General features: G+C 40.4%; 14 protein-coding genes, 2 tRNA genes and 1 riboswitch. Of the genes, 4 read left to right on the top strand and 12 right to left on the bottom strand.

Annotated elements, in window-relative coordinates; genetic code table 11:
• Nucleotides 1-222: 222 nt before the first annotated feature.
• Nucleotides 223-331, bottom strand: a riboswitch (SAM riboswitch).
• A 427-nt stretch (nt 332-758) separates the two neighbouring features.
• A complete protein-coding gene (locus tag PL_RS13075; RefSeq protein ID WP_041881597.1) occupies nt 759-4019 on the top strand; it encodes a SusC/RagA family TonB-linked outer membrane protein in 3261 nt (1086 codons plus the stop codon).
• A 7-nt stretch (nt 4020-4026) separates the two neighbouring features.
• Nucleotides 4027-5484, top strand: coding sequence for a SusD/RagB family nutrient-binding outer membrane lipoprotein (locus PL_RS13070; RefSeq protein ID WP_041881653.1), 1458 nt, complete (start codon nt 4027-4029; stop codon nt 5482-5484).
• Nucleotides 5485-5599: 115 nt separating this feature from the next.
• Here the strand turns inward: PL_RS13070 and PL_RS13065 are convergent, their stop codons facing one another.
• Complete coding sequence (locus PL_RS13065) at nt 5600-6535, bottom strand: universal stress protein (RefSeq protein WP_041881601.1); 936 nt, start codon at nt 6533-6535, stop codon at nt 5600-5602.
• Nucleotides 6536-6706: 171 nt separating this feature from the next.
• Between PL_RS13065 and PL_RS13060 the strand changes: the two genes are divergently transcribed.
• Nucleotides 6707-7666: a bifunctional helix-turn-helix transcriptional regulator/GNAT family N-acetyltransferase gene (locus PL_RS13060; protein ID WP_041881604.1), complete on the top strand. Its 960-nt coding sequence runs from the start codon at nt 6707-6709 to the stop codon at nt 7664-7666.
• Here the strand turns inward: PL_RS13060 and PL_RS13055 are convergent.
• From PL_RS13055 to PL_RS13030, 6 genes are read right to left on the bottom strand one after another with little or no spacing between them, the layout of a single operon-like run.
• A complete protein-coding gene (locus PL_RS13055) occupies nt 7663-9006 on the bottom strand; it encodes a DUF58 domain-containing protein (RefSeq protein ID WP_041881606.1) in 1344 nt (447 codons plus the stop codon). The two genes, PL_RS13060 and PL_RS13055, sit on opposite strands and share 4 nt — an antisense overlap.
• Before the next feature lie 13 nt (nt 9007-9019).
• On the bottom strand, nt 9020-9997 hold the full coding sequence (locus tag PL_RS13050; protein ID WP_041881609.1) for an AAA family ATPase: 978 nt from the start codon (nt 9995-9997) through the stop codon (nt 9020-9022).
• Between the two features lie 2 nt (nt 9998-9999).
• Nucleotides 10000-11169, bottom strand: coding sequence for a DUF4350 domain-containing protein (locus PL_RS13045; RefSeq protein ID WP_235324518.1), 1170 nt, complete (start codon nt 11167-11169; stop codon nt 10000-10002).
• Between the two features lie 5 nt (nt 11170-11174).
• The gene (locus PL_RS13040; RefSeq protein ID WP_052496249.1) at nt 11175-11900 is read right to left on the bottom strand and encodes a DUF4129 domain-containing protein; all 726 of its coding nucleotides are present in this window, start codon (nt 11898-11900) and stop codon (nt 11175-11177) included.
• Nucleotide 11901: 1 nt separating this feature from the next.
• Nucleotides 11902-12777, bottom strand: a complete 876-nt coding sequence (locus PL_RS13035; protein ID WP_041881613.1) for a hypothetical protein — start codon at nt 12775-12777, stop codon at nt 11902-11904.
• On the bottom strand, nt 12770-13729 hold the full coding sequence (locus PL_RS13030; protein WP_041881616.1) for a stage II sporulation protein M: 960 nt from the start codon (nt 13727-13729) through the stop codon (nt 12770-12772). Before PL_RS13030 ends, PL_RS13035 begins: the two co-directional genes overlap by 8 nt.
• Before the next feature lie 83 nt (nt 13730-13812).
• Between PL_RS13030 and PL_RS13025 the strand changes: the two genes are divergently transcribed.
• On the top strand, nt 13813-14544 hold the full coding sequence (locus PL_RS13025) for an RDD family protein (protein WP_041881619.1): 732 nt from the start codon (nt 13813-13815) through the stop codon (nt 14542-14544).
• 53 nt (nt 14545-14597) lie between these two features.
• Here the strand turns inward: PL_RS13025 and PL_RS13020 are convergent, their stop codons facing one another.
• From PL_RS13020 to recO, 5 genes are all read right to left on the bottom strand, one after another.
• A complete protein-coding gene (locus PL_RS13020; protein ID WP_041881658.1) occupies nt 14598-15464 on the bottom strand; it encodes a PorP/SprF family type IX secretion system membrane protein in 867 nt (288 codons plus the stop codon).
• A 60-nt stretch (nt 15465-15524) separates the two neighbouring features.
• Nucleotides 15525-21281, bottom strand: coding sequence for a gliding motility-associated C-terminal domain-containing protein (locus PL_RS13015; RefSeq protein WP_041881623.1), 5757 nt, complete (start codon nt 21279-21281; stop codon nt 15525-15527).
• 222 nt (nt 21282-21503) lie between these two features.
• Nucleotides 21504-21578 (bottom strand) — tRNA-Val (locus tag PL_RS13010).
• A gap of 78 nt (nt 21579-21656) precedes the next feature.
• Nucleotides 21657-21731: transfer RNA gene (locus PL_RS13005), tRNA-Val, on the bottom strand.
• 110 nt (nt 21732-21841) lie between these two features.
• Nucleotides 21842-22567 (bottom strand): DNA repair protein RecO, encoded by a 726-nt coding sequence (recO, locus tag PL_RS13000; RefSeq protein ID WP_041881625.1) that lies wholly within the window; start codon nt 22565-22567, stop codon nt 21842-21844.

Genomic DNA, 22567 nt, shown 5'->3' with positions numbered 1-22567 from the left:
AAATGCAGATTTTCTGCATATAGCCATGAGGCTGCATATATAGGATGCAATGGAGCAGGATTGCTCCCGAAGAGAATGTTAAGCGGTGTTTTCATCGAATTATACAATTGTTGTGTTTAATTAATCATTATTTATGAATCAGTATCCTTTATAGATTCTTAATATCAGAAATGATTGAGGAAACAGATGACTTAAACCATTGTCTTATAATGGTATATATGTCACTTATCTTTTCCGCTTAATGTGGATAGGAGTTAGCACCTTTTACAAAACTGGTGTATAGGTTGCTAAGACTTCATCGGGCCTTTCCCTCTGTCTTTCTGGATAAGTAAAAATCAATGAACAACTAAATCACGGGCAAATATATAAATAAACTACTAAATCTATAGTATTTATTTTGTTGCCTGTGTTTTCTGAGATTTATCAGACAAAAACGTCCTGTTTTTTCTTTCTGATTTATAATTCTGAGAACGATTAGTCTGAAGTGTGTAAATATTCTTATAGATCGGGAGTATTTCTCTTTTGAGGGACAAAAGGTTAAAATGGCAGCTGATTATTGGTGATGGATTTTTACTTTATTGCGTTTTTCATATAATTTTCAATGTTTTTTAATGAAAAACATAATTTTTAGCAAATAATGGGGGTGTTTTTTTTGTAGTCAGTATGTAACTTTTGTGTTAAAATAATTTAAAATTATTTTTTTTGACTGCTAAATTATTTTATCTTTCGGACGAATCACTATTAAAACCTAAACTTTTATGAAAAAAAGACTACTATTTTTTTGTGTCTTTTTGCTGTTTGCTATACAAGTAAATGCGCAAGATAAGACCGTAACGGGGACCATCACCTCAAAGTCAGATGGGTTACCACTCCCAGGAGTTACAGTCCGTGTTAAAGGAGCAAAACAAGGAGCTATGACCTCCACCAAAGGTCAGTTTTCCATTGCCGTTCCGAAAGAATCAACCACAATTGATGTTTCTTACATTGGTTATGTTACACAAAGTGTAACTATTCCAGCTTCAAATGTTGTTAACGTATCTTTAGCTGAAGATTCAAAACAGCTGGAGCAGGTTGTTGTTACCGCAATGGGTATTGCCCGTAAAAAGAATGAGCTGCCATTTGCTGCTCAGGAATTGAAAGCTGAGGAAATCACCAGAACAAGAGATATTAATCTTGTAAACTCATTAGGTGGTAAAGTTGCAGGTTTAGATATTAAACGTAGCAATGCCATGGGTGGGTCAACGAATATTGTTATCCGTGGTGCAAAATCTATTACTGGTAATAACCAGGCATTATTCGTAATTGATGGTGTTCCTGTATCAAATGCAAGTTCTAATACAGCAGATCAGAATTCAGGTCGTGCTGGTTATGACTATGGTAATGCAGCATCAGATATCAACCCTGATGACGTAGCGTCAATGACTGTACTGAAAGGTGCGGCTGCTACAGCATTATACGGATCAAGAGCTGCCAATGGTGTAGTTATCATCACTACAAAGAAAGGCAGTAAAAATGCAACTAACATCACTGTAAATAGTGGTGTGACTTTTGGAAAAATCGATAAATCTACTTTTCCAAAATATCAGAAAGAATATGGTCAGGGATATAACTCTCCAGGTACTGACGGAGATGGTAATGTTGTTCCTACGCCAGGTTTCTGGTACAGAAATGTTTTTGGTACAGGTAAAGTAATGACTCCTCAGTTTAGTTCTGATGCTTCATACGGTCCTAAATTTGATCCGAACCTGATGATTTATCAATGGGAATCACTGGATCCTTTTTCTCCTAAATACAAAACAGCTACCCCATGGGTTGCAGCTGCAAATGACCCTTCAACATTCTTCCAGACAGCTGTTACTTCTAACCAGAGTGTGAGCATAGACGGTGGTGGCGAGAAAGGCACATTTAAAGTTGGTTACACCCGTAACGATGAGAAAGGAATTCTTCCTAACAGTAAGATCACCAAAAACCTTTTTAATTTTGGCGCTACTTACGAAATTGTAAAAAATCTTACGGTTAATGCTTCTGCAAATTATTCTAAAGTTGACGGTTTAGGCCGTTATGGTACTGGATATACCGGACTAAATCCTATGCAGGGTTTCCGTCAGTGGTGGAACGTAGCTGCTGATATCAAAGACCTGAAGACTGCTTATGAAAGAAACGGTAAAAACATCAGCTGGAACTGGGGTGATGAAACTGGTAAAGGTCCGATCTATGCAGATAACCCTTACTTTAACCGTTACCAAAACGTTGCAAGTGATACAAGAGACCATTACTTCGGTAATACTGGTCTGACTTATAAAGTAAATGACTGGTTTGATGTTGTTGGCCGTGTATCTTTTGACGGAACTTCAAGCATGCAGGAAGAACATATTGCTATCGGAAGTACACAACTTCCTCTTTATTCCCGTACTAACGGAACATTTGCTGAAACCAACTTTGACCTGTTGCTAAACTTCAACAGAAAAATTTCTGAAGATATTTCATTCAAAGGTTTATTAGGCGCCAACTTACGCCGCAGTAAATTAACAAGCATTACAGCTAAAACCAATGGAGGTCTGGTTGTTCCGAATCTGTACTCTTTATCTAATTCAGTGAGTCCGATTGAAGCTCCTCTGGAACTATTGGAAAGAAGAGCAGTGGATGGCTATTTTGCAAGTGCCACTTTTGGCTATAAAGATCTGTTCTTTTTAGATGCAACGATCCGTAGAGATCAGTCTACAACTCTACCTACCAGCAAAAATTCATTCTGGTATCCATCAGTAGCAGGAAGTTATATCTTCTCTAATTCATTGAAAGATCTAACCTGGTTATCTTATGGTAAAGTGAGATTAAACTATGCTGAAGTTGGTAATGATGCACCTCCTTTAAGCGTTCTTGATACTTATAGCAAACCAACAGCATTCGGATCTATTCCATTCTTTGCTGTGGCAGATACAAAAAATAACGGCGATTTAAAACCAGAGCGTACTAAAAGTATAGAGGCGGGTCTGGAAACTGCATTCCTGAACAGCCGTTTAGGATTTGAGCTGACTTTCTACAAAACAAATACTGTAGATCAGATTACACCGGTACAGGTAACTTCAGCAACAGGTTTCTTAAGGAAATTTGTGAATGCAGGAGAAGTACAAAATAAAGGTATGGAGGTATCTGCATTCTTTATTCCGGTAAAAACTAAAGACTTCTCATGGACATTGAACGTAAACTGGTCAATGAACCGCAGTAAAGTTGTTTCTCTTTTCGAGGGAGTATCAAACATACCTCTGAACTATGCATCTTCAACAGGTGCGACTACCTTATCGGGTGCTGTTACCTATAATGCTGCAGTTGGACAACCATATGGTATTATACGTGGAACAAACTATGTTTATAAAGATGGTAAACCAGTTGTAAATGCTAATGGATACTATGCAGCTACAGCAAGTGCATCAGAAATTATCGGTGACCCTAATGCAAAATGGATGGGTGGTATAGGAAACACATTCAAGTATAAAAACGTTTCCTTAAACTTCCTGATCGATATTCGTAAAGGTGGTGACCTTTGGTCATTGGATCAGTGGTATGGTCAGGGAACTGGTCTGTATGAAGGTTCTGCCGGAACAAATGATTTAGGTAATCCGTTAAGAAACACGCTGGCTAATGGTGGTGGTATTGTTTTACCAGGCGTTCTGGCTGACGGTACACCAAATACCAAACGTATTGACGTATCTACTTCTGGTAATTCTGCGTACGGTTATCCAAACAACCCTCCACGTGCTTCAGCAATCTATGATGCTGGTTATATCAAATTAAGAGAGCTGGCTTTAAATTACTCTTTACCTGCTAAATGGGTAAATAAACTGCGTGCATTCAAAGGAATCGATGTTTCCCTGATTGGACGTAACCTTTGGATCATTCATAAAAATGTTCCTTTTGCAGATCCGGAAGATGGTTTAAGTTCAGGTAATGTTCAGGGCTATCAGAGTGGATCTTATCCGGCAGTGAGAACTGTAGGTTTCAATGTTAGATTTAAATTATAAGCAGATTATGAAAAAAATATATATCATTTTAGTTGCAGCAGCATTTTTCAGCTCTTGTGCTAAAAACATGGGAGACTACAACGTTGACCAGAAGAAGGCAACTGTGGTTCCTGGTGTTACGTTTATCTCCAATGCAGAGAAAAACTTTACAGATATTCTGACCACGCCAAACGTGAACTCAAATGTATTCCGCTTTTATGTGCAGTACTGGACCAGTACAGAATACCTGGATGAACCAAGATATAATTTAACGGCAAGAGCTATACCTGCTGCGCTTTGGGATGCGGTTTATCAGAAAGTAATTGTCAATCTGAAAGAAGGTAAGAAAGTTATCGCTGCAGACGCGCTGCTGAATGCCGATATAAAAACCAATCAGATTGCACAGGCAGAGATTCTGGAAGTAATGGCATGGTCAACTTTAGTCAATACCTTCGGAAATGTTCCTTATAGCCAGGCAATGGATATTGGAGTAGTCAATCCAAAGTATGATGATGCTGCAACTGTATACAGCGATCTGCTGGTACGTTTAGATGCTGCATTGGGAAAATTAAAAACTTCTGCTACAGGTTTGGGAACAGCCGATATCATCTATAAAGGAGATATCAATGCCTGGATTAAATTTGGTAACTCTTTAAAATTAAGATTGGGACTAATCATTGCAGATAAAGATCCTGCAAAGGCTAAAGCTACAATTGAATCTGCGGCACCTAATGTTTTAAAAAGTGCTGCTGATAATGCGGCTTTTAAATATACTACCAGCTCGCCAAATAATAATCCGATTTCAACAAATGCTAATATCCTGTTGACAAAAAGAAAGGATTTTGTAGGAGCTAAGCCATTTATTGACAGGTTAAATGCCTTGTCAGATCCACGTCGTAAAGGATTCTTTACCACAATCGGAGGTAACTTCGTCGGTGGAAATTACGGGTACTCTAACTCTTTTGGAAACTGCTCAACAATGACAGACAAAATCATTTCTTTAGATTTTGAAGCATTATTGCTTGACTATCCTGAAACTGAGTTTGCATTGGCAGAAGCTAGCGCAAGAGGGTTTAGTGTGGGTGGTACAGCTGCTGATCACTATAATAAAGCGGTAACTGCTTCTATTCTTTACTGGGGTGGAACTGCAGCTGAAGCCGATACTTATCTTGCCCGTCCTGATGTTGCCTATGCTACAGCTTCAGCGGATTATAAAGAGGTAATTGGTACTCAGAAGTGGATTGCACTATATAACAGAGGTTATGAAAGCTGGACAGAATGGAGACGTCTTGATTTCCCTAAACTGTCGCCACCAACTTCGGCTACTGCTCCTCCGGGACAATCTGTACCAGATGGTTTAACTATACCAGTACGTCTGATCTATCCAATCGGAGAGCAGACATTAAACGGAGCTAACTATTCTGCTGCTGCAGCTGCAATAGGTGGTGATGTGATCTCTACAAAACTATTCTGGGACGTTAAATAATCAGTATCATATTTAGCTGGTTCATTAAGAACCAGCTACTATTCATAAAAAAGGGGTGCTGTTTCAGCACCCCTTTTTATTTGCAATCCTGTTTAATCTGGAATGTTGTGCTGAATCAGCAGCTGGTTGCAGAAACTATTATATTTTTCTGATAACCTGATTCCAGATCTGATGTTAAATCCGCTGATGTATGCTGATAACCGGGATAAACCAATAAAGGTAAGCTGGTATCCGCTGCCATTTTTTGCGTGTTGCTTAAGTTGAAAAGTTGCTGAAGGAAGCTTTTATGACGATGCACCATGACAAAAAGATCGCAGGCGACATTTTCAGTAAGCCATTTTAATCCCTGCTTTACCGGGGTATCTTCCACAGTCCTGTAGTAAATTTTTGAGTAATTGATTTTATTGGCTACTTCTTCCAGAAAGTTGGTGACAAGTTTTTTAGTCGTACCTTCCTGTATTTCCGGAGTCTTGATATGCGCCAGGGTAATCTCTGCATGAGAAGGTCTTGCAAGCGCTGTAAGGGCTTGTATTATATCAAGATCGTGATCATTCATATCCGTAGCAAAGACGAATTTTCCGGGCTTTCTGAAGACCTGATTTTCCGGTATGATCAGTACAGGGAGTGAAACAGCATTCAGGATATCCTTTAAATGATTACCCATAATTAAAGAAGACAATCCTTTTCTGTGGGTGCCCATAACCAGTAAAGTTATATCCCTGTTGGCTAACAGCCGGTTGATATGCATGTATAGCGGTCCTTCCTGACATTTGCAGCTGATTACCGGTTTAAAAGCGTTAACAGGTAGGGTTAGCAGCTTTTCTTCTAGGCTGGATGCAAGCAATCTTAATTTTGTTTCACTGTCTTGCCGGAGTATGTTGTAGTCTTCCATAGACCAGTATTGCTGCCCACCCAGTGGTTCTGCTGCAGGGACGAGAAATGAATTATAAAGTATAATATTTGCCTGCAGATGCTGTGCCAGCCCTAAGGCATATTTCGCAGCATTTTCTGCGTTTTTGGAAAAATCAGTCAGTACGGTTATTGTTTTCATATCAGAGAATGTTTAACTGTTTACTGCTGTAAATGTCTTGAAAAGCAGTATGTTAAACTGTGATTTACATCATGCTATACATTGATATTTATCAGGTTTCACAATTATATTATTGAATAATAATAATAGTTATTATATTTACGTAATCAGTTACGTAGATACTTATATACAATGGAGTTTTTCAATCAGGTAGGTAAAAAAGCAATAGGAAGCAGACTGCGCATGCTGACAGAAAAAATAACAGAAGATGCAGCTCAGATTTATAAATGCTATGATATTGATATGCAGCCTAAGTGGTTTCCTGTTTTTTATGTATTGTCACAGGGCAATGCGATGACCATTACAGCTATCGCAAAAGAAATCGGACATTCCCATCCTTCGGTAAGTAAAATCATTGGAGAAATGGTGAAAAAGGAATTGGTGGATGAAAAGAAAGATGAGGCAGATGGCAGAAGAAATATGGTTAGTCTTTCCGCTAAAGGTGATGAAATAACAGTAAAAATACAAAACCAGTACGCTGACCTGGATAAGGCAGTTGCAGATATTGCAGCCCAGTCCAGAAATGACCTGTGGAAGGCTATGGAAGAGTGGGAGTTTTTATTGGGGCAGAAGACACTTTTACGCAGAGTACAGGAAATTAAAAAAGATAGAGAAAGTAAAGAAGTGAGCATCGTAAACTATGTACCGGCTTATCAGCAGGCATTCAGAGCGCTGAATGAGGAATGGATTTCCAGCTGGTTTAAGATGGAGCAGGCAGACTATAACGCATTGGATGACCCGCAGGGTTATATCCTTGATAAGGGAGGGTACATTCTGGTTGCATTGTATAAAGGAGAGCCTGCAGGCGTTTGTGCACTGATCAAGATGAATGATCCTGATTACGATTATGAGTTGGCTAAAATGGCTGTTTCTCCGGCCGTACAGGGGAAAAGTATAGGCTGGCTGCTTGGTAGCGCAATTGTACGGAAAGCAAAAGAACTGGGCGCAAAAAAAATATATCTGGAAAGTAATACCATTCTTAAGCCCGCAATTAATTTATATCATAAACTGGGTTTTGTTAAAATAGCCGGCCGTATTACGCCATACGAACGCTGCAATATACAAATGGAGCTGGATCTTGGTCAGGATTAAATCTTTTGCTGTGCTTTGATCGCCAGATAGCGGTTAACCACATTGACCGTTAACTTTTCAGGTGAAGTAAGAATACTCAGAATACCATGTTTTGCCAGTTCTTTGACCATTAACTTCTTTTCGTAGACAAATTTCTCTGCGATAGTTTTGATATAAATACCCTCTACGTTCTGAGCCGGAATTTCACTCATGGACCTGACTTCGGTATTCTCAAAAAAGACGATCAGCAGTAAGTGGGATTTGGCCATACTTTTCAGAAATGGAAGCTGTCTGTGTAAGGCAGACATGCTTTCATAATTGGTGAAAAAGATAATCAGGCTTCGTTGTCTGATTACCTTTCTGACAGCCAGGTTCAGTGCTTCAATATTACTCTCCAGGTACTGCGTCTTTTCTTTATACAATACCTCCATTATTTTACCCAGTTGTCCGGCTCTGCGATCCGCAGGAACAATACTTCCTATCTTTTCGGATAAAGTAATCAGTCCGGCTCTGTCATCTTTTAATAAGGCGACATTAGAGAGTACCAGACTTGCATTGATTGCATAATCCATGAGACTTAATCCTTCAAAAGGCATTTTCATAGCTCTTGATTTGTCGATTATGCAATAGATATGCTGTGCTTTTTCATCTACAAAAGAATTCACCATGAGATCACCTTTTCTGGCTGTTGCTTTCCAGTTTATGGTGCGGTAGTCATCGCCCTGCACATAATTTTTCACCTGGTCAAATTCCATGCTGTGACCAACACGTCTGATTTTCTTAATCCCTATTTCAGTCAGCCGGTTTGATATGGCCATGAGCTCGTATTTACGCAGCTGCAGGAAAGAAGGATAAACAGGGACTGTATGTTCTTTTCCAAAGTTAAACCTTCTGGAGATAAGGCCCAGAGGAGATTTTACATAAAGCCTGGTCTGCCCGAATATATACTCACCTCTTTTTACAGGTCTGAGTGCATAAGTAATAGTCTTATGTTCGCCTGCTTTTAATGAGCTTTTGAACCATAAATCTCTTTTTTGAAACTGAAACGGGATTTCATCAATAATACCAATGCTGACCGGAAAAGTAAAAAAGCTCTCGACATAAATGCTGAGTTCATTATCATCTCCATTACTTAATCTTTCTGGGAGATCCCTGCGTAGAAAAATACCTCTGGACCTGAATAACAGCGCCAGATCAATGAATATCAGCAAAATCAATACGCCAAAACAGATATAGGGGAGGTCACCCAGCCAGGGCAGGAAAAAGGTAAACAGAAATAAACTCACGCATAAGCCTAAAGCTGCAAACAGTCTTTTGCCCAGAAAAAGGTCTTTGTAATATTTGATGAATAACGCTTTCAATCTCTCAGCTGTTTTATCTTGGGATTTCTATTTTCTGGATAATCTGCGCTACAATATCGCTCGTGGTTAATCCTTCCATTTCTTTATCAGGACTCAGCATAATCCGGTGTGCCAGGACAGGAGCTGCCACTTTAATTATATCCTCAGGAGTTACAAAATCGCGACCCTGCATTGCTGCGATAGCTTTTGCACCATTAATAATTGCCAGAGAAGCACGGGGAGAAGCACCCAGATAAAGAGATTTGTTATTACGTGTTTCATGAACAATTTTAGCAGCATATTCGATCAGCTTAGGCTCCACATGCAGCGCTTTGATTAAAGAGCGGCAGGTTTTAATCTGGTCTGTACTTAATACAGGTTTAATCTTTTTCAGTTCATCTTCCAGTTTATGCTGATGTTGTCCGGACAGGATCTGTATCTCTTCCTCAAGCGTAGGGTACCCGATCTCGATCTTAAATAAAAATCTATCCAGCTGCGCTTCCGGAAGTCTGTAGGTTCCTTCATGTTCAACCGGGTTTTGAGTAGCCAGGACCATAAAAGGTTCATCCATCACATAGGTATGACCATCTACAGTAATCTGTCTTTCTTCCATAACCTCAAATAAGGCGGACTGCGTTTTTGCCGGCGCACGATTGATTTCATCAATTAATATGATATGACCAAAAATGGGCCCTTTTCTATATTCGAAGGATGCGGATCTGGGGTCAAAAACAGAAGTTCCCAATACATCCGAAGGCATCAGATCCGGAGTAAACTGAATCCTTGAAAAGGTGGCATCAATACTTTTTGCTATTAATTTGGCACTTAGCGTTTTGGCCACTCCAGGGACACCTTCGAGCAAAAGATGGCCATCGGCCAGAATGCCGGCAATCAGAAATTCAATGGTGTCCTTCTGACCTATAATGATATGACCAATTGACTCTCTGATCTGCTCCACTGCAATATTAAGCTGTGAGAGGTCGGTTCTTTGATTAGATGTTTCAGCTTCCATTATTATTTCGCTTGATTATAAAATTTCTCTATTAGTTTATTCAGCTCAATGAGCAGATTATCAGTAACCTTATTTCCATTTTGGATCTCACCGATGACAGTGAATAATTTTCTGGTCGTTTCTTCCTGGGCACCCGATATCAGGATTAAGGAGGAAATCAGGTCCTCATCAGTTTTTAAGGTTTTAAGCCGGTAAGTTAACCGGATATATTCTAAAAAGTAACTGATCTTTTTTTGTGCAATATCAGTATTGTCACGTTGCTGATAATATACTTTTCCTACAACCTTTACAAATTCGGCAGAAGAGTTTTGCAGTGGCAGTAAAACAGGGATGATACGCTGTCTTCGTTTAATTTCAAAAGCCACAAAAATTATCAGTCCGGCAAGGGAGAGATAGTATGCCCAGCGCAACTGATCGTATTTAATGAATACACTCAGAATGGATTCATTAGTGGAACTTCCTTTCGTGTTATTTTCATCCCAGATCAGCATTTCAGGTTTTTGCAGATAAGAAAGTGCTTTGGCCGCATAATCCGCACCTGCAGGATTTAATAAACTATAATTGGTTAATAACTGCGGATTAGGCAAAATATACAGAGCTCCTTTACCAAAAGCATATTTAATAAAATTGACATCACCCTTTGCATTCCTTCCAAGTACAATACAACGGGAAGAATCAACTCTGGAAAAATACTGATCGCTTATTCCCCTGTTAAAAATATAATTGGTGGCCGGTTTCAGTGCAGGATTGACAAAGTGTATCGGGATGGAACCTGTTTTAGCCAGAAATGTTGTATTTGTTTCCAGTTTAAGCGTATCAGTAAGTACTTTTCCCAGATCGAAAGCTGCAATAAAGACCTGGTTTCCCTGATTCATAAATCTCACCAGTTCCTGATAATCCAGTTTATCAAACTTTAAACCACCAGCAATAAACAGATAAGCTGTGTTTTGATGCCGGTTAGCTTTCAGCGTATTATAGACCGGTAGTCTGGATGTTTTAAAAGCCGCCTCCGGGAAAAGGGTAGCCTTTTCATGATTTAAAATATATAACCCATAGGGGATTTTATCCTCTTTTAAATAACTTGGAGACCAGTCAGTTGGTCTGGGTTTATAATATTGGGCAACAAGATATAAGACCAATGCTGTGGCGCTGCCGATAAGATATAATTTCATACCCTTCATCGCATTTCAGTATTAAACTGGTCATAACTGTTTTTTACCTGGTTAAAATTCTCTTTATCAATAAAGAATTCACCATACCAGATGTATTCAAACTGTGTGGTCAGCTGGCTGAACTGTGCTCTCTGATGCGGATCACTGATTTCTGAGATATAGGTCTGATTGGTTTTTTCCGGTTGCCAGTTAATCAGATTGCTGTTGCTTAGTTTCTTTAGTGAACGCAGATACATCAGTCTGACTGCCATTCTGTAATTGGCACTCATGATGGCCTTATCTATTTCAGTTTTGAAATCTATCTCATGAATATTATCAGCAGATTCAGTATAGGGGATGGTTATAGCCTTGGATTTTCCACTGAACAGCCTGAAATCAACCCCTGTGAATTTAATGATGATAAAGACAATCAATGCAACAAAAGCTGCGATAATCAAATATCTGAGAAAGCTGGTGGAGTGGCCGGAAAATGTAACCCCGCTAAACTGTTTCCAGAACCAGGTCCAGAACCTGTCCCATAAAGTACTATCCAGCGTTACCAGCTGATCATATTTGAAATCAGACTGCTGTTTATAAGTATCAATCTTCTTTAAATCAAAACTGCTGAGCTGTAGCTTGCTGCTGTCACTTTTAAGCTGGAGCACTTTTACAGCTACAGCCTGGTTCGCATGAACAGGAGAGGACTGTAAATTGAAAAATAAAAACAGCAGTGCGATCAGGTATTTAAGCATACTAGTATTCTTCTTTGTTGGCAAAGGGATCTGCATGCTGTCCCATTTTCTGAATGCGCTCCATCAGGCCGCCGCTGTTCTGGCGTTCCGAAAGATTAAAATAACAAAGTGCAATTCCGATTATCGGTATAATCATAAAAACCTGGCAGAGATACTGAAGAATTGTAGAAAAGATAATAACCCCATTACTCAATCCTTTTGAGCCGTTGGCCAGCGTGCTTACCATAGTCAGAATAATGGCTGGTAAAGAGGCGAAAGAGGTCGTTGCATAGGTAATTATCCACAGAATAAACAGGGTGGCCGCAGTAATCCACCATTGTTCTTTTAATAATTTGAAAGCATGGCTGAAAGCGTAACCCAGGCTGCCATTCTCAAAAATCATGACCGGAATCATCAGTGATATTGCCGGAAACATATATATGCCAGGCAGCAGGCATAAGGCAAAACTAAAGATCATGAGCATGCTGAGCAGGACGCTGCTCCCGAGTACCCTGAGAAAATAATACTTAAAATAACCCCATACCTCATCTACTGTAGGAGCAGTATTCCCTTTTTCTATATATAATGCTATAAAGCTTGTTACAGATACAGTCATTGCTGTATAATTCAGCATGGCAATAATAAATACCAAAAAATAAGAAACAGAGAATATGCCTTTAAGTTTGCCATAAGTATTGGCGACATCCATATCTCTGATTGTCTTTTGCATACCAATCTGCTGCATGATAGAGGCAGCCATTCCCGCCAGAATAAAGGCACCGCAGAAATAAATGAATACTCTTAATAAGGGCTTGAAATTCTCTTTAAAGAACCGGATGGTATCATTAATGATATCTCCAAACTCTCTGAGTTTTTTGAATTCTACTTTTTCAGACATTTTTATGAAGTTGATTACGTTTTGAAAGAATTGCCGGGTACAGCAGGACATACCAGATGATAAATACCAGGGATGCTCCAAGGATAGTTATACTCAGCCATACCGGCATTTCTGTGTGACGGGTAATAAAGCCTTCAAAGAAAGCAGCTGCCAATAGGATCGGAACCAGACCCAATGCGATTTTGGTCCCATCTTTAGCACTTCTTTTGAAAGCCTGGAAACGGGTATAGGTTTTGGGGAATAGCAGACCATGTCCCAGTACGAGACCAGCTGCTCCTGCAATAATGATTGCAGAAATTTCCAGCGTACCATGAATCCAGATCACCAGCACAGACTGCAGACCGAGCCCTCTGCTGAAAAAATAGTATTCAAAAGAACCCAGCATAATCCCGTTCTGGAGCAGATAGAATATCGGGCCGATTGAAAGAAAGATACCACTTACAAACATCAGCAGAGATACATAAATGTTATTGGCAGCAATAGAGAAAAACATCGGGAACTCTGAAGTATGTTTATAAACTCCGAAAGGATCTCCTTTGGCAATGTTTTCATTCGTCATATTTACATAACTGTCTCCCAGGATAAGCCTGATAAAATTATCATCGTACTTTGCTGAAAGTGCCCCTATGGATGCCGAGATAATGAAAAACAGAAAAGCATAAAGTATCTGCATTCTGTAAGTATAAAAAAGCAGTGGTAACTCAAATTTCCAGAAATTGACTAATCTGTTTTTATCTTCCTTTTTATTCCGGTAAATAGACTGATGCAGGGTTGAAGCCAGGCCATTTAAATAGGCTGTGGTTTTGGATTTCGGATAAAAAGTTTTGGCATAAGAGAGATCATTGGTGATGTCGATAAAACGTTCCGCAACCTCATCCGGATTTGTTGCAGGTATACGCTCATAGGCCTTCCATTTCTCAGAATTCTGTTTAACGAACAAAGCCTCCCTCATGTCGAATCTAATTTTCGGTTAAAATACTTACAAAAAGTGATTTTGCAACAAAAAATTAAATATCAATATTATATTTGAACTTAATGGAAACAATAAAAGTAAACACCAGCCAGCATGTCGATATTGACTATCCTGTTGCCGGTTTAGGTGAGCGTATAGCGGCAAGAATGATAGATTTTGGCCTGCTGAGCGTAGGACTTTTATTATTTTTCCTGTTTGGAGGATTGTCTTCGGTACGTGACACAAGTGCTGTTTTTATAGGGCTGATGATTTTTTACGGCGCAGTCTATGTTTTTTACCATCTGATTTGTGAGATCTTTTTCAAAGGCCAGAGTCCGGGTAAAAAATTAATGAAGATTAAAGTGATCAGTCTGGATGGCGGACAGGCAAGTATAGGTCAGTATTTTATCCGCTGGTTGTTCAGACTGGTTGATTTCTGGCTGACTGGTCAGGTAGGAGGTTTGCTTTGTGTTATCCTGTCTGAACGTAAGCAAAGGATTGGCGACCTGGTAGCCGGAACTACAGTGATTAAAACTGTTGGTCGTACCACTATTGAACAAATTGCTTTTGAACCCGTAGAAGAAGAATATATTCCTGTTTTTACCAATGTTCATCAGTTAACGGATCAGGATATGGAGCTGATTCATGAAGTCCTGACTACCTATTATAAAACTGCTCATTACGAATTGATTTATGCAATGGCAGATAAAATCAAGGTCCGCCTGGGCGTGAGTTTACCAGTGGGGATGCATGAGCTGGCTTTCTTAAACACGATAGTTAAAGACTATAACCATCAGACTTCGGTGGCACAATAAATAAAAAGCCCCGGCCGGATCGTGTCCGGCCGGGGCTTTTTACAGTCTTCAGTTTATTTTCTGCCTAAGTTAAAACGGAGGTTAATTTCAAAATCACCCCCGGTATTACCTTTCAATGCAGAAGTTGCCGTATTGTAATAAGCCATAATATATAAACTCTTCATGTAGTTTATACCAAAGCCCACGGTCGCATTCTCTGTACTGTGATACATACCCATTACAGTTAACTTGTTATCTGCAAAATTGGCATTTACACCAGCGTCCCATAGATTTTTATAGTTCTTTATACCTCTGAACACCCCTTTAGGTTCCAGGTTGACCCCGTCCATACCACTGCCAAAAGCCAGTTTATAACTAATCGCAGTGTAAAATGTAGGTTTGTCCGCATAATTGATATCGTCCTTTCTGAGTACTGACCGCATATTAGGTAAAGCAGCCTCAATATTCAGTCCGTCAGAAGTATAAGATGCACCAAAGTCGCCGTCAAAATAATAACCCCTGTCATTAAAACGCGCTATAGACGGATCATTGCTATCACTGTTGTGCACGCTGCTCATGTCAAATCTCTCGCGGCTTGTACCAAAAGAAACACCAAAATTCAATTGCTGATCCCTCTCATTCAGTGGTAAATGATAAGCGAAAGTAGCCATTGCTTTGGTGATCTGTATGCCTCCGGCTTTTTCATTGTAGACGTTGACACCAAGACCAACTTTGTCTAATTGCTGGTCTAAAGTAATTCCCTGGGTAAGTGGTGCACCGGGGATATTGGACCATTGTTTACGTAAGCTGGCGTTGATATTCAGACCGCTGCCAATCCCCGCCATAGATGGATTTGCAAAATATCTGTTCTGAAAATACTGAGCATTAAGCGGTAATATCTGACTTTTTGCGGTACCGGAAAATAGAACTGTACCAAGCATTAAGCACAAGGTTATACGGCTGATCTGCTTTATATATATAATTAATCTCATGTCTGCTTATTATTTGTCTCTTAAAATATTGATATAACCTTTCAATGTTCCTAAACCGGGGCCAAGCTCCAGAATGTAGTAATAGGTGCCTTCGGTAAGCGGGCTGCCATTTACCGTACCATCCCAGTCATTCGCATATGATCTTTTAGTGTAAAATACACGGCCGGCCTTATCAAATAATTTCAGCGTATTGTTTGGATAATAATCGATATTCTTAATTACGAACTTATCATTGATACCATCACCATTTGGTGTAACCAGGGTTCCGGCTTCCAGTTTATAATCATCAATAACCGTAATGTAGATAGTCTGATCCGCACTGCATCCGCCCGCATTAACTACTGTTACCTTATAAGTGCCGCTTTGTTTTGGCCTGATGGTTAAAATCTGGTTATTTTGTCCTGCAAGTATGTCACTTCCGGTCCAGCTGTATCTGGTACCACCGGTGGCAGTAAGCTGTATGACATCTCCTTTAGAGATACTTTCTCCTTTATCACTGATGATCTGTATTACCGGTAAATCATTAACAGTCACTACTGCACTGCCGGTTTGAGCCTGAGATCCGTAAGCATCTGCTACACTTAAAAGTGTGTAGGTATACGTCCCTGAATTGTTTGCCGGTACAGTTAAAGTAGCCAGGGCAGAATTGGTTGTAATGGTTTTGCTGCTTCCATTTAGCGTATAGGTAAAAGTATAAGGAGCAGTTCCGCCGGCACCAGTAAAGGTGATTACCGGGGATTTTCCACCAGCACAAACCTGTGCAGATCCGCTGACACTGGCTGTAGGCAGCGCATGTACAATTACGGTTGCCGACCCTGTTTGCAGCTGACTGCAATTCGCATCGCCTACGCTGACTAAATTGTAGACAAAAGTACCTTCTGTCCGGGTTGATGCAGCCACAGTAACCGTATTACCGGTAACAGCAGAAATCGTTTGATTGGTGCCGCCATTCACATTATAAGTGAAAGTATAGGGTGCTGTTCCAAGCGCTGCAGTAAAGGTAATAAGAGGAGATACCCCATTCACACTTGCTGAAGCTGAACCTGATATTGCTGCAGTTGCCAGTGGATTAACCGTAAGCGTAGCTGTACCACTTTGTACCTGCGTGGCATTTGCGTCAGTAACTGAGATCAGGTTATAAACAAACTTACCCGCAGTAGTTGCCAGTGCAGAAACAGTTGCAGCATTACCACTGGTTGTAGTAACAGTTAATGAATTACCCCCGTTGATATTATAAGTAAAGGTATAGGGAGCGGTTCCATTAGTTCCCGTAAATGTAATCGTCTGCGCAGGGGAATTTAAACAGATACTTTTTGTACCTGTAACAGTTGCAGCCGGCAGCGGATGAACAATGACAGTTGAAGATAAATTCTGACTTTCACTGCTGTTGGCATCGGCAATTCCGGTTAGTTTATAAGTAAAAGTCCCTGCGGCAGTAGTTGGCACCTGTATGGTAACTGTATTTTCTGTTGAAGTTAAAGTTTGAGCCGTACCATCGTTAACTGTATAAGTAAAAGTAAATGGTCCGGTACCAGTTTTTGCGGTAAAAGTGACCACAGGAGATGGCGCATTAACTGTAGTGCTGATATCTCCGCTGATATTTCCTGAAGGCCTTTCAATAATTTTAAATGCAGCAGGCGTATAATTAATCGCATAGTTGGAATCCAGCGCCAGTGTACCACGATTGATGGTATAACTACCTGCATTTTCACCTGCATCTCTGATTAATGTACCCGTAAATGCAGCTGTACCAATTAATGCCGGTGTCGCTGTATAGGTTAACGCCGGATCGGCAACACCTGTTAATTTTTGTTTGGCTTCAGCTTTAACAAAAATAGTCTTCGGAATAATAGTCAGTATTTGCTGTGCAGTTGCCGGGCTAAAATAAGCATCACCTTTCTGATTGGCAGTGATAGTCACTTTACCCGCTTTCAGCAGCTGTATTTTTCCGTCAGTAACTGTTGCTTTGCCGGTATCACTGCTGGTATAAGTCAGTTTAATAGCCGGATTATCACTGCTTGCACCTATTTCCAGATCAGGATCTCCATAAGTTGCACTTCTTTCAGGAACAAGTGTAATAGTCTGTGTTTTTTTAACATAACTATCATCACGGCTGTACCAGATCGGAGAAGTGATGATTCTGCTTCCGTCTGTTTCAACGATGTCAGCATAATAATAACCTGTAGTCAGATTGGCTAAATCACTATGCGTAAAATTTAAGGTTCCTGTAGTACTGCTGGTGACCTGAACAGGGGAATTACCACTGCCTGGTGTACCATAAAGTAATTTAATACTGGTTACCGGGCTGGTCGTTGCAGTGCTGACAGAAATCTCAGGGACACCCGCACCAGTAAACACACTACCAACCGGTTCTTTATTCAGCAGGAAGGTTACTTTTGCAGCCGAATCTTCTGAGGCGTAAAAACGCATTTTCTTCATCGCATCAAGCAGATCATTTTCGGTAAGTGCGGGTGCTAAAACCACCAGTCTGGCACGTGTATGACGACCAAAAGTCATATTATGATTATCATGATCAATAGTCGCTCCCAGATGATAACCCCGGGCAAGCATCCGGTTATAATAACTCAGATAGCTCATAGAGCTGGCCGGATCAGAATAAGTCAGGTTCGTTGAAAAAGCAGGTCCGCTTTCTAAAGCTGCTCCTACAATCGCACTATCCGCACTCAGATCATAAGTAGCAGAAATATTGTTGAAGTCAGTTGTATTAGGGTGAGCCAGTGTCGCAATGGCATTCAGACCATGACGGTTAATCACTCTGAATAATCCGTTATTACCTGTATAAGTGCTTTTTGGAACATAAATCTGGTTCTCTCCGGATTCCCATCCAATCAGAGAATCAATACCATAAACGATAACGTGACCACCGCCACTGATTACACCCCATTCCATACCATGAAGTGCAAGGAAAGTTGATGTAGTTGCATTTTTTGCCGCATCAATACCTGGTTTCCAGTTAGCCAGTGACATACCTGCCTGCGTATGGTTATGCTCTGAAATACCTAAAAAGTCCATTTTCATGGAGTTTTTGGCAAAAGCATAATCGTCTTCCGGTTTTTTCCTTGTATCATCTTTATTTCCATCCGAATAACTGCTGTGACTATGCAGGTTTCCGTAATAGAAATTTAAATTGTCGGCGTCTAAAATACCCGTTTTCTGAATACCTGTAAGCGGTGCTGTTGTCAGGTATAGAGGTCCGCCGCTGCAGCTGCTGTTTACAGAGAAAATAAAGAAATAGTAAGTAGTATTTTGTGCAAGTCCGCTTCTGATAAAGCTGTTGCCGGTTCCTCTTTTAATTACGGTACCACCACCAATCTGATCTCCGGTATTGTAGACTGTTTGGTTCAGTGGGTTGGCGGTAAGCGTATTGCTGGTACTCATCACGACAAGATATTCATCAGTTCCGCCTGCTGGCTGATAACTGCCCTGAATGAAATTGTAATTTGATGAAGTAACGCTGAAATTCTGAGGCTGGGAAGCAGGAGTCGCACAGGCTGCCAGCGTTTTGGTGGTCTCATTTCCGGTCAGATAATTTGCTGTCAGATATTTCGGGCCACCTGTACAGGAAACATTATTTAAAGGGAAAATGAAGTAATAATATTTTGTTGAACTGATCAGGTTGTTATCTGTCAGCGTATTGTTTACCAGACGTCCGGCAACTGTTCCCCCTCCAATTGCAGTACCACTGTTATAAACAGTACCATCCTGCGGCAATGCAGTCAGACTGCTGTTTGTGCTGCGGATTACCAGGTATTCATTGGCATCGGTTGAAGCTGTAAAAGTTGCAGTAATACTACTTGTGGTTACCCCGCTGAAAACTAATGCAACCGGTGCCACTGTGGGTGCAGCACATGGTGATAAATTAGGCGGAAAATGTACACCCAGTCCATTCAGGTCATCATCATCAATGGCATTCTGTACGGTAGCCAGTGGTAATCTGGTCCAGTCATCAGCAATAAAAGTCGGGCTTGGAGCGGTAACGGTGATATTTCTGACATAAGAGACATCTTTCGCGTTCACACCCTGGCCAAAAGCATCAATGATATTATTGGAGGCATCAAGTATGGCGATACCATCATTCCCATTGAAATTGATCACAGAATTATTATTCTGTGCAGCACTGGCAGGTTTTAAATAAGGGACCTCATTTCCATTTCCGGTATTCCCGATTAATACAGAACCCTGAGCAGGAATAATTACATTCAGATCCATTATCTGTGATGGGGCAGAAGTAATATTGATTGGGCCTGCATCCCCTGAAATATTATATAAGGCTAATTTGATTTGTGGAGAAGCGGTGTTTAAAGGCGTATTTCCAACATTGGTTAGTTCAATCCATTTATTGACTGAAGCACCCTCATAGTACTGACTGATGATAATGGGTGCACTGACAAGGGGTGCACCCGTCGTTGCCGTATTTAATGTGGTAATACTGGTCTGTAGATTTGGTGTTGTGGCAGCATCAGCAGCAACGACATAAATGTTATAGGCTGTTGATGCAGCCAGTCCGTTAATACTAACTGAAGCCTCGGTATTTGCGGCGTTGATCAAAGAGCCCGCTTTGAAAGCAGCTGCTCCATTGCCATCCAGACCAGCTTTAACCTGTGCAGTAGTTGATGGAGCTGTTCCTGTAGCCGGGATTAAAACATAATAAGTAGTTCCCGCCTCATTGATGTTGCTTAACAGATTAACTGAACCCGATGTGATGCCGTTAACCTTCGGATAAGTTGCTGCATTAACCGGAGGAGTTAAATCACCGGCAGCTATTGTAGTCGTATTTATAGTTGCAAAACTGGTTTGAAGATTTGGTGTAGCAGCAGCATCGGCCGATACCACAAAAATTTTATAACCAGTAGCAGGACTTAAACCATTTAGTGTAAATACGGCATCTGAATTTGCTGTATTGAGAAAAGAACCTGATTTGAAGGCGGCTGTTCCATTGCCGTCCAGACCTGCTTTAATTTGTGCAGTAGTTGATGGAGCTGTTCCTGCAACAGGGATTAAAACGTAATAAGTAGTTCCTGCTTCATTGATGTTACTTAACAGGTCTATAGAAGTTGAAGTGATATTGCTGACTTTAGGATAAGTTGAAGCGTTCACAGGCGGGGTGAGATCTGTGCCACCTCCAATGTCTGTAACTGTACCTCCGATTTTTAATCCCTGATTTGGATCAGGTGAAAAGAAACCCCATCCACCAGTTGTGGTTTGTCCGCTGGCAAAATAACGGAAAGTAATGGTCGTTCCTGAAGCTACATTTTGTAAAGCAGTTACACCGGACAGGTCAATCGTCGGATAGACAACCGCAGGCAGCAATCCTGTTTTTGTAATGATGGTCGGTGAACCGATTAAGGTAAACGGACCTCCATTCAAACTATAGGCAAACTGATTTGATGCACCGGCGCCTGCAAAATAGCTGGCTGTACCCTGATAAGCAGCATCAATTGTGGAGAGTGAGATTTTTTTTCCGCTCGCAGCCGAAAGTGAAAATTCAAAATAATTGGCGTTTGCTATAGTAATTGGGGTATTCCCGAATTTAACTGTTCTGAAGGAATTGGCACCAGCACTTTGAGCAGCTGATGCCGATCTTGTCAATACCGGAGCAGCAGAAAGTCCCGGATCAGCATAAGTAGCTGCAGCGCTTACCAAAGCCCCGAGCCCGGTAAAGTCCCAGCGTACAATCTGAGCAAAGATCTTTGCCGGCAGAAAGAAGCCTGAAAATAATAAGATCAAGAGTAGAGTTTTTTTCATATCTGAAATTTTTGTTTAGCAGACAAAAATATACGGATAAAAAGGCACTCGTGTTAGTGTAATATTAATTATTGTGTTTGTGGAAAAATAAATATTAGCAGGGTGGAGAGACTGCGTAAAAGAAACTTAGCCGGGGAGAAATTAAATATAATATTCAGGAGGATAATACAAAAGCCTGTAAACGGAAAAAGCCTCTCAGTATTACTGAAAGGCTTTTTGAAGTGGGAGATACTGGGTTCGAACCAGTGACCCCCTGCTTGTAAGGCAGGTGCTCTGAACCAGCTGAGCTAATCTCCCTTTGGTTCTGTCATTTTAGAGCCTGACCGGCTTTGGTTTAAATAAAAACCCTTCTATTTTATCGAAGGGCTTATTTAGTGGGAGATACTGGGTTCGAACCAGTGACCCCCTGCTTGTAAGGCAGGTGCTCTGAACCAGCTGAGCTAATCTCCCCTTTGATTCATACTCTTTTTGCTGTTAAGCCAGCTGAGTAAGCTGTTCCTCGTTGTTGGGAGTGCAAATATACACCTCTAAACTAAAACTCCAAAACTTTTTTAATATTTTTAGGATAAGATTTCTTCCAATACCTGATGAGATTTTATTTCCCCAAAAGAAGCAGTATGTAAGGTGTAGTATATCAGTATTTTATCAAGAATCAGTCTCCTTGTCGTATTATCTATTTTTATTTCATTTAATTTTTCAAAAGGTGTTATGAAGAGCGAAATAAATAATTCTGCAATCGATTTCTCCATAAAATAGGGATGTACGGGCGTTAATGATTTGAATTCTCCCTCCTGTAAATCGAAGTAACTCTGGTCACTTTTAGTTTGCGTACTCGGAGCAAAACCCAGAAATCTCGATAATTTTAATAAAAAAGCAAGATGAAAGTTTGCACTGACCTGATCAGTTTCATCAAACCAGCAAACCGCATTGAAGATATAGTCAAAAATATTCTCATCTGCATTTTGCTGACGGATACTTTTATAAAGTACCTCATTGAGGAAAATAATGATAGTGCTTTTGATAATATCATAGGGAATAGTACGGAAAACAGGAGAAGGCCTGAGCTCAGCAATACGCTGTATACTTGTATTCGCTTTATGATAAACCACCATATCCACCAGATGCAGCGCCTGCAGCATATTCATCCTGATTTTGGCCTTTGGTTTTTTTACCCCATTGATCATATAAGACTGAATGCCAAATTTAGCCGTAAAGATTTGTACAACCACACTGTTTTCACTGTATAAAGTTGTTTTTAACACTATGCCACGGGTTTTGTGGAGCAT

Origin of the sequence: Pedobacter lusitanus (assembly GCF_040026395.1) — a bacterium.
Classification (GTDB): domain Bacteria; phylum Bacteroidota; class Bacteroidia; order Sphingobacteriales; family Sphingobacteriaceae; genus Pedobacter; species Pedobacter lusitanus.
The sequence above is the reverse complement of the archived record's forward strand: the minus strand, read 5'-3'. Positions and strand labels throughout refer to the sequence as shown.

Excerpts from the sequence above, each read along its gene's own strand:
- PL_RS13020 (WP_041881658.1), bottom strand. The coding sequence starts at position 15,464 with ATGCTTGGTACAGTTCTATTTTCCGGTACCGCAAAAAGTCAGATATTA.
- PL_RS13030 (WP_041881616.1), bottom strand. The coding sequence starts at position 13,729 with ATGAGGGAGGCTTTGTTCGTTAAACAGAATTCTGAGAAATGGAAGGCC.
- PL_RS13070 (WP_041881653.1), top strand. The coding sequence starts at position 4,027 with ATGAAAAAAATATATATCATTTTAGTTGCAGCAGCATTTTTCAGCTCT.
- PL_RS13045 (WP_235324518.1), bottom strand. The coding sequence starts at position 11,169 with ATGAAATTATATCTTATCGGCAGCGCCACAGCATTGGTCTTATATCTT.
- PL_RS13060 (WP_041881604.1), top strand. The coding sequence starts at position 6,707 with ATGGAGTTTTTCAATCAGGTAGGTAAAAAAGCAATAGGAAGCAGACTG.
- recO (WP_041881625.1), bottom strand. The coding sequence starts at position 22,567 with ATGCTCCACAAAACCCGTGGCATAGTGTTAAAAACAACTTTATACAGT.
- PL_RS13025 (WP_041881619.1), top strand. The coding sequence starts at position 13,813 with ATGGAAACAATAAAAGTAAACACCAGCCAGCATGTCGATATTGACTAT.
- PL_RS13035 (WP_041881613.1), bottom strand. The coding sequence starts at position 12,777 with ATGTCTGAAAAAGTAGAATTCAAAAAACTCAGAGAGTTTGGAGATATC.
- PL_RS13075 (WP_041881597.1), top strand. The coding sequence starts at position 759 with ATGAAAAAAAGACTACTATTTTTTTGTGTCTTTTTGCTGTTTGCTATA.
- PL_RS13050 (WP_041881609.1), bottom strand. The coding sequence starts at position 9,997 with ATGGAAGCTGAAACATCTAATCAAAGAACCGACCTCTCACAGCTTAAT.
- PL_RS13040 (WP_052496249.1), bottom strand. The coding sequence starts at position 11,900 with ATGCTTAAATACCTGATCGCACTGCTGTTTTTATTTTTCAATTTACAG.
- PL_RS13015 (WP_041881623.1), bottom strand. The coding sequence starts at position 21,281 with ATGAAAAAAACTCTACTCTTGATCTTATTATTTTCAGGCTTCTTTCTG.
- PL_RS13065 (WP_041881601.1), bottom strand. The coding sequence starts at position 6,535 with ATGAAAACAATAACCGTACTGACTGATTTTTCCAAAAACGCAGAAAAT.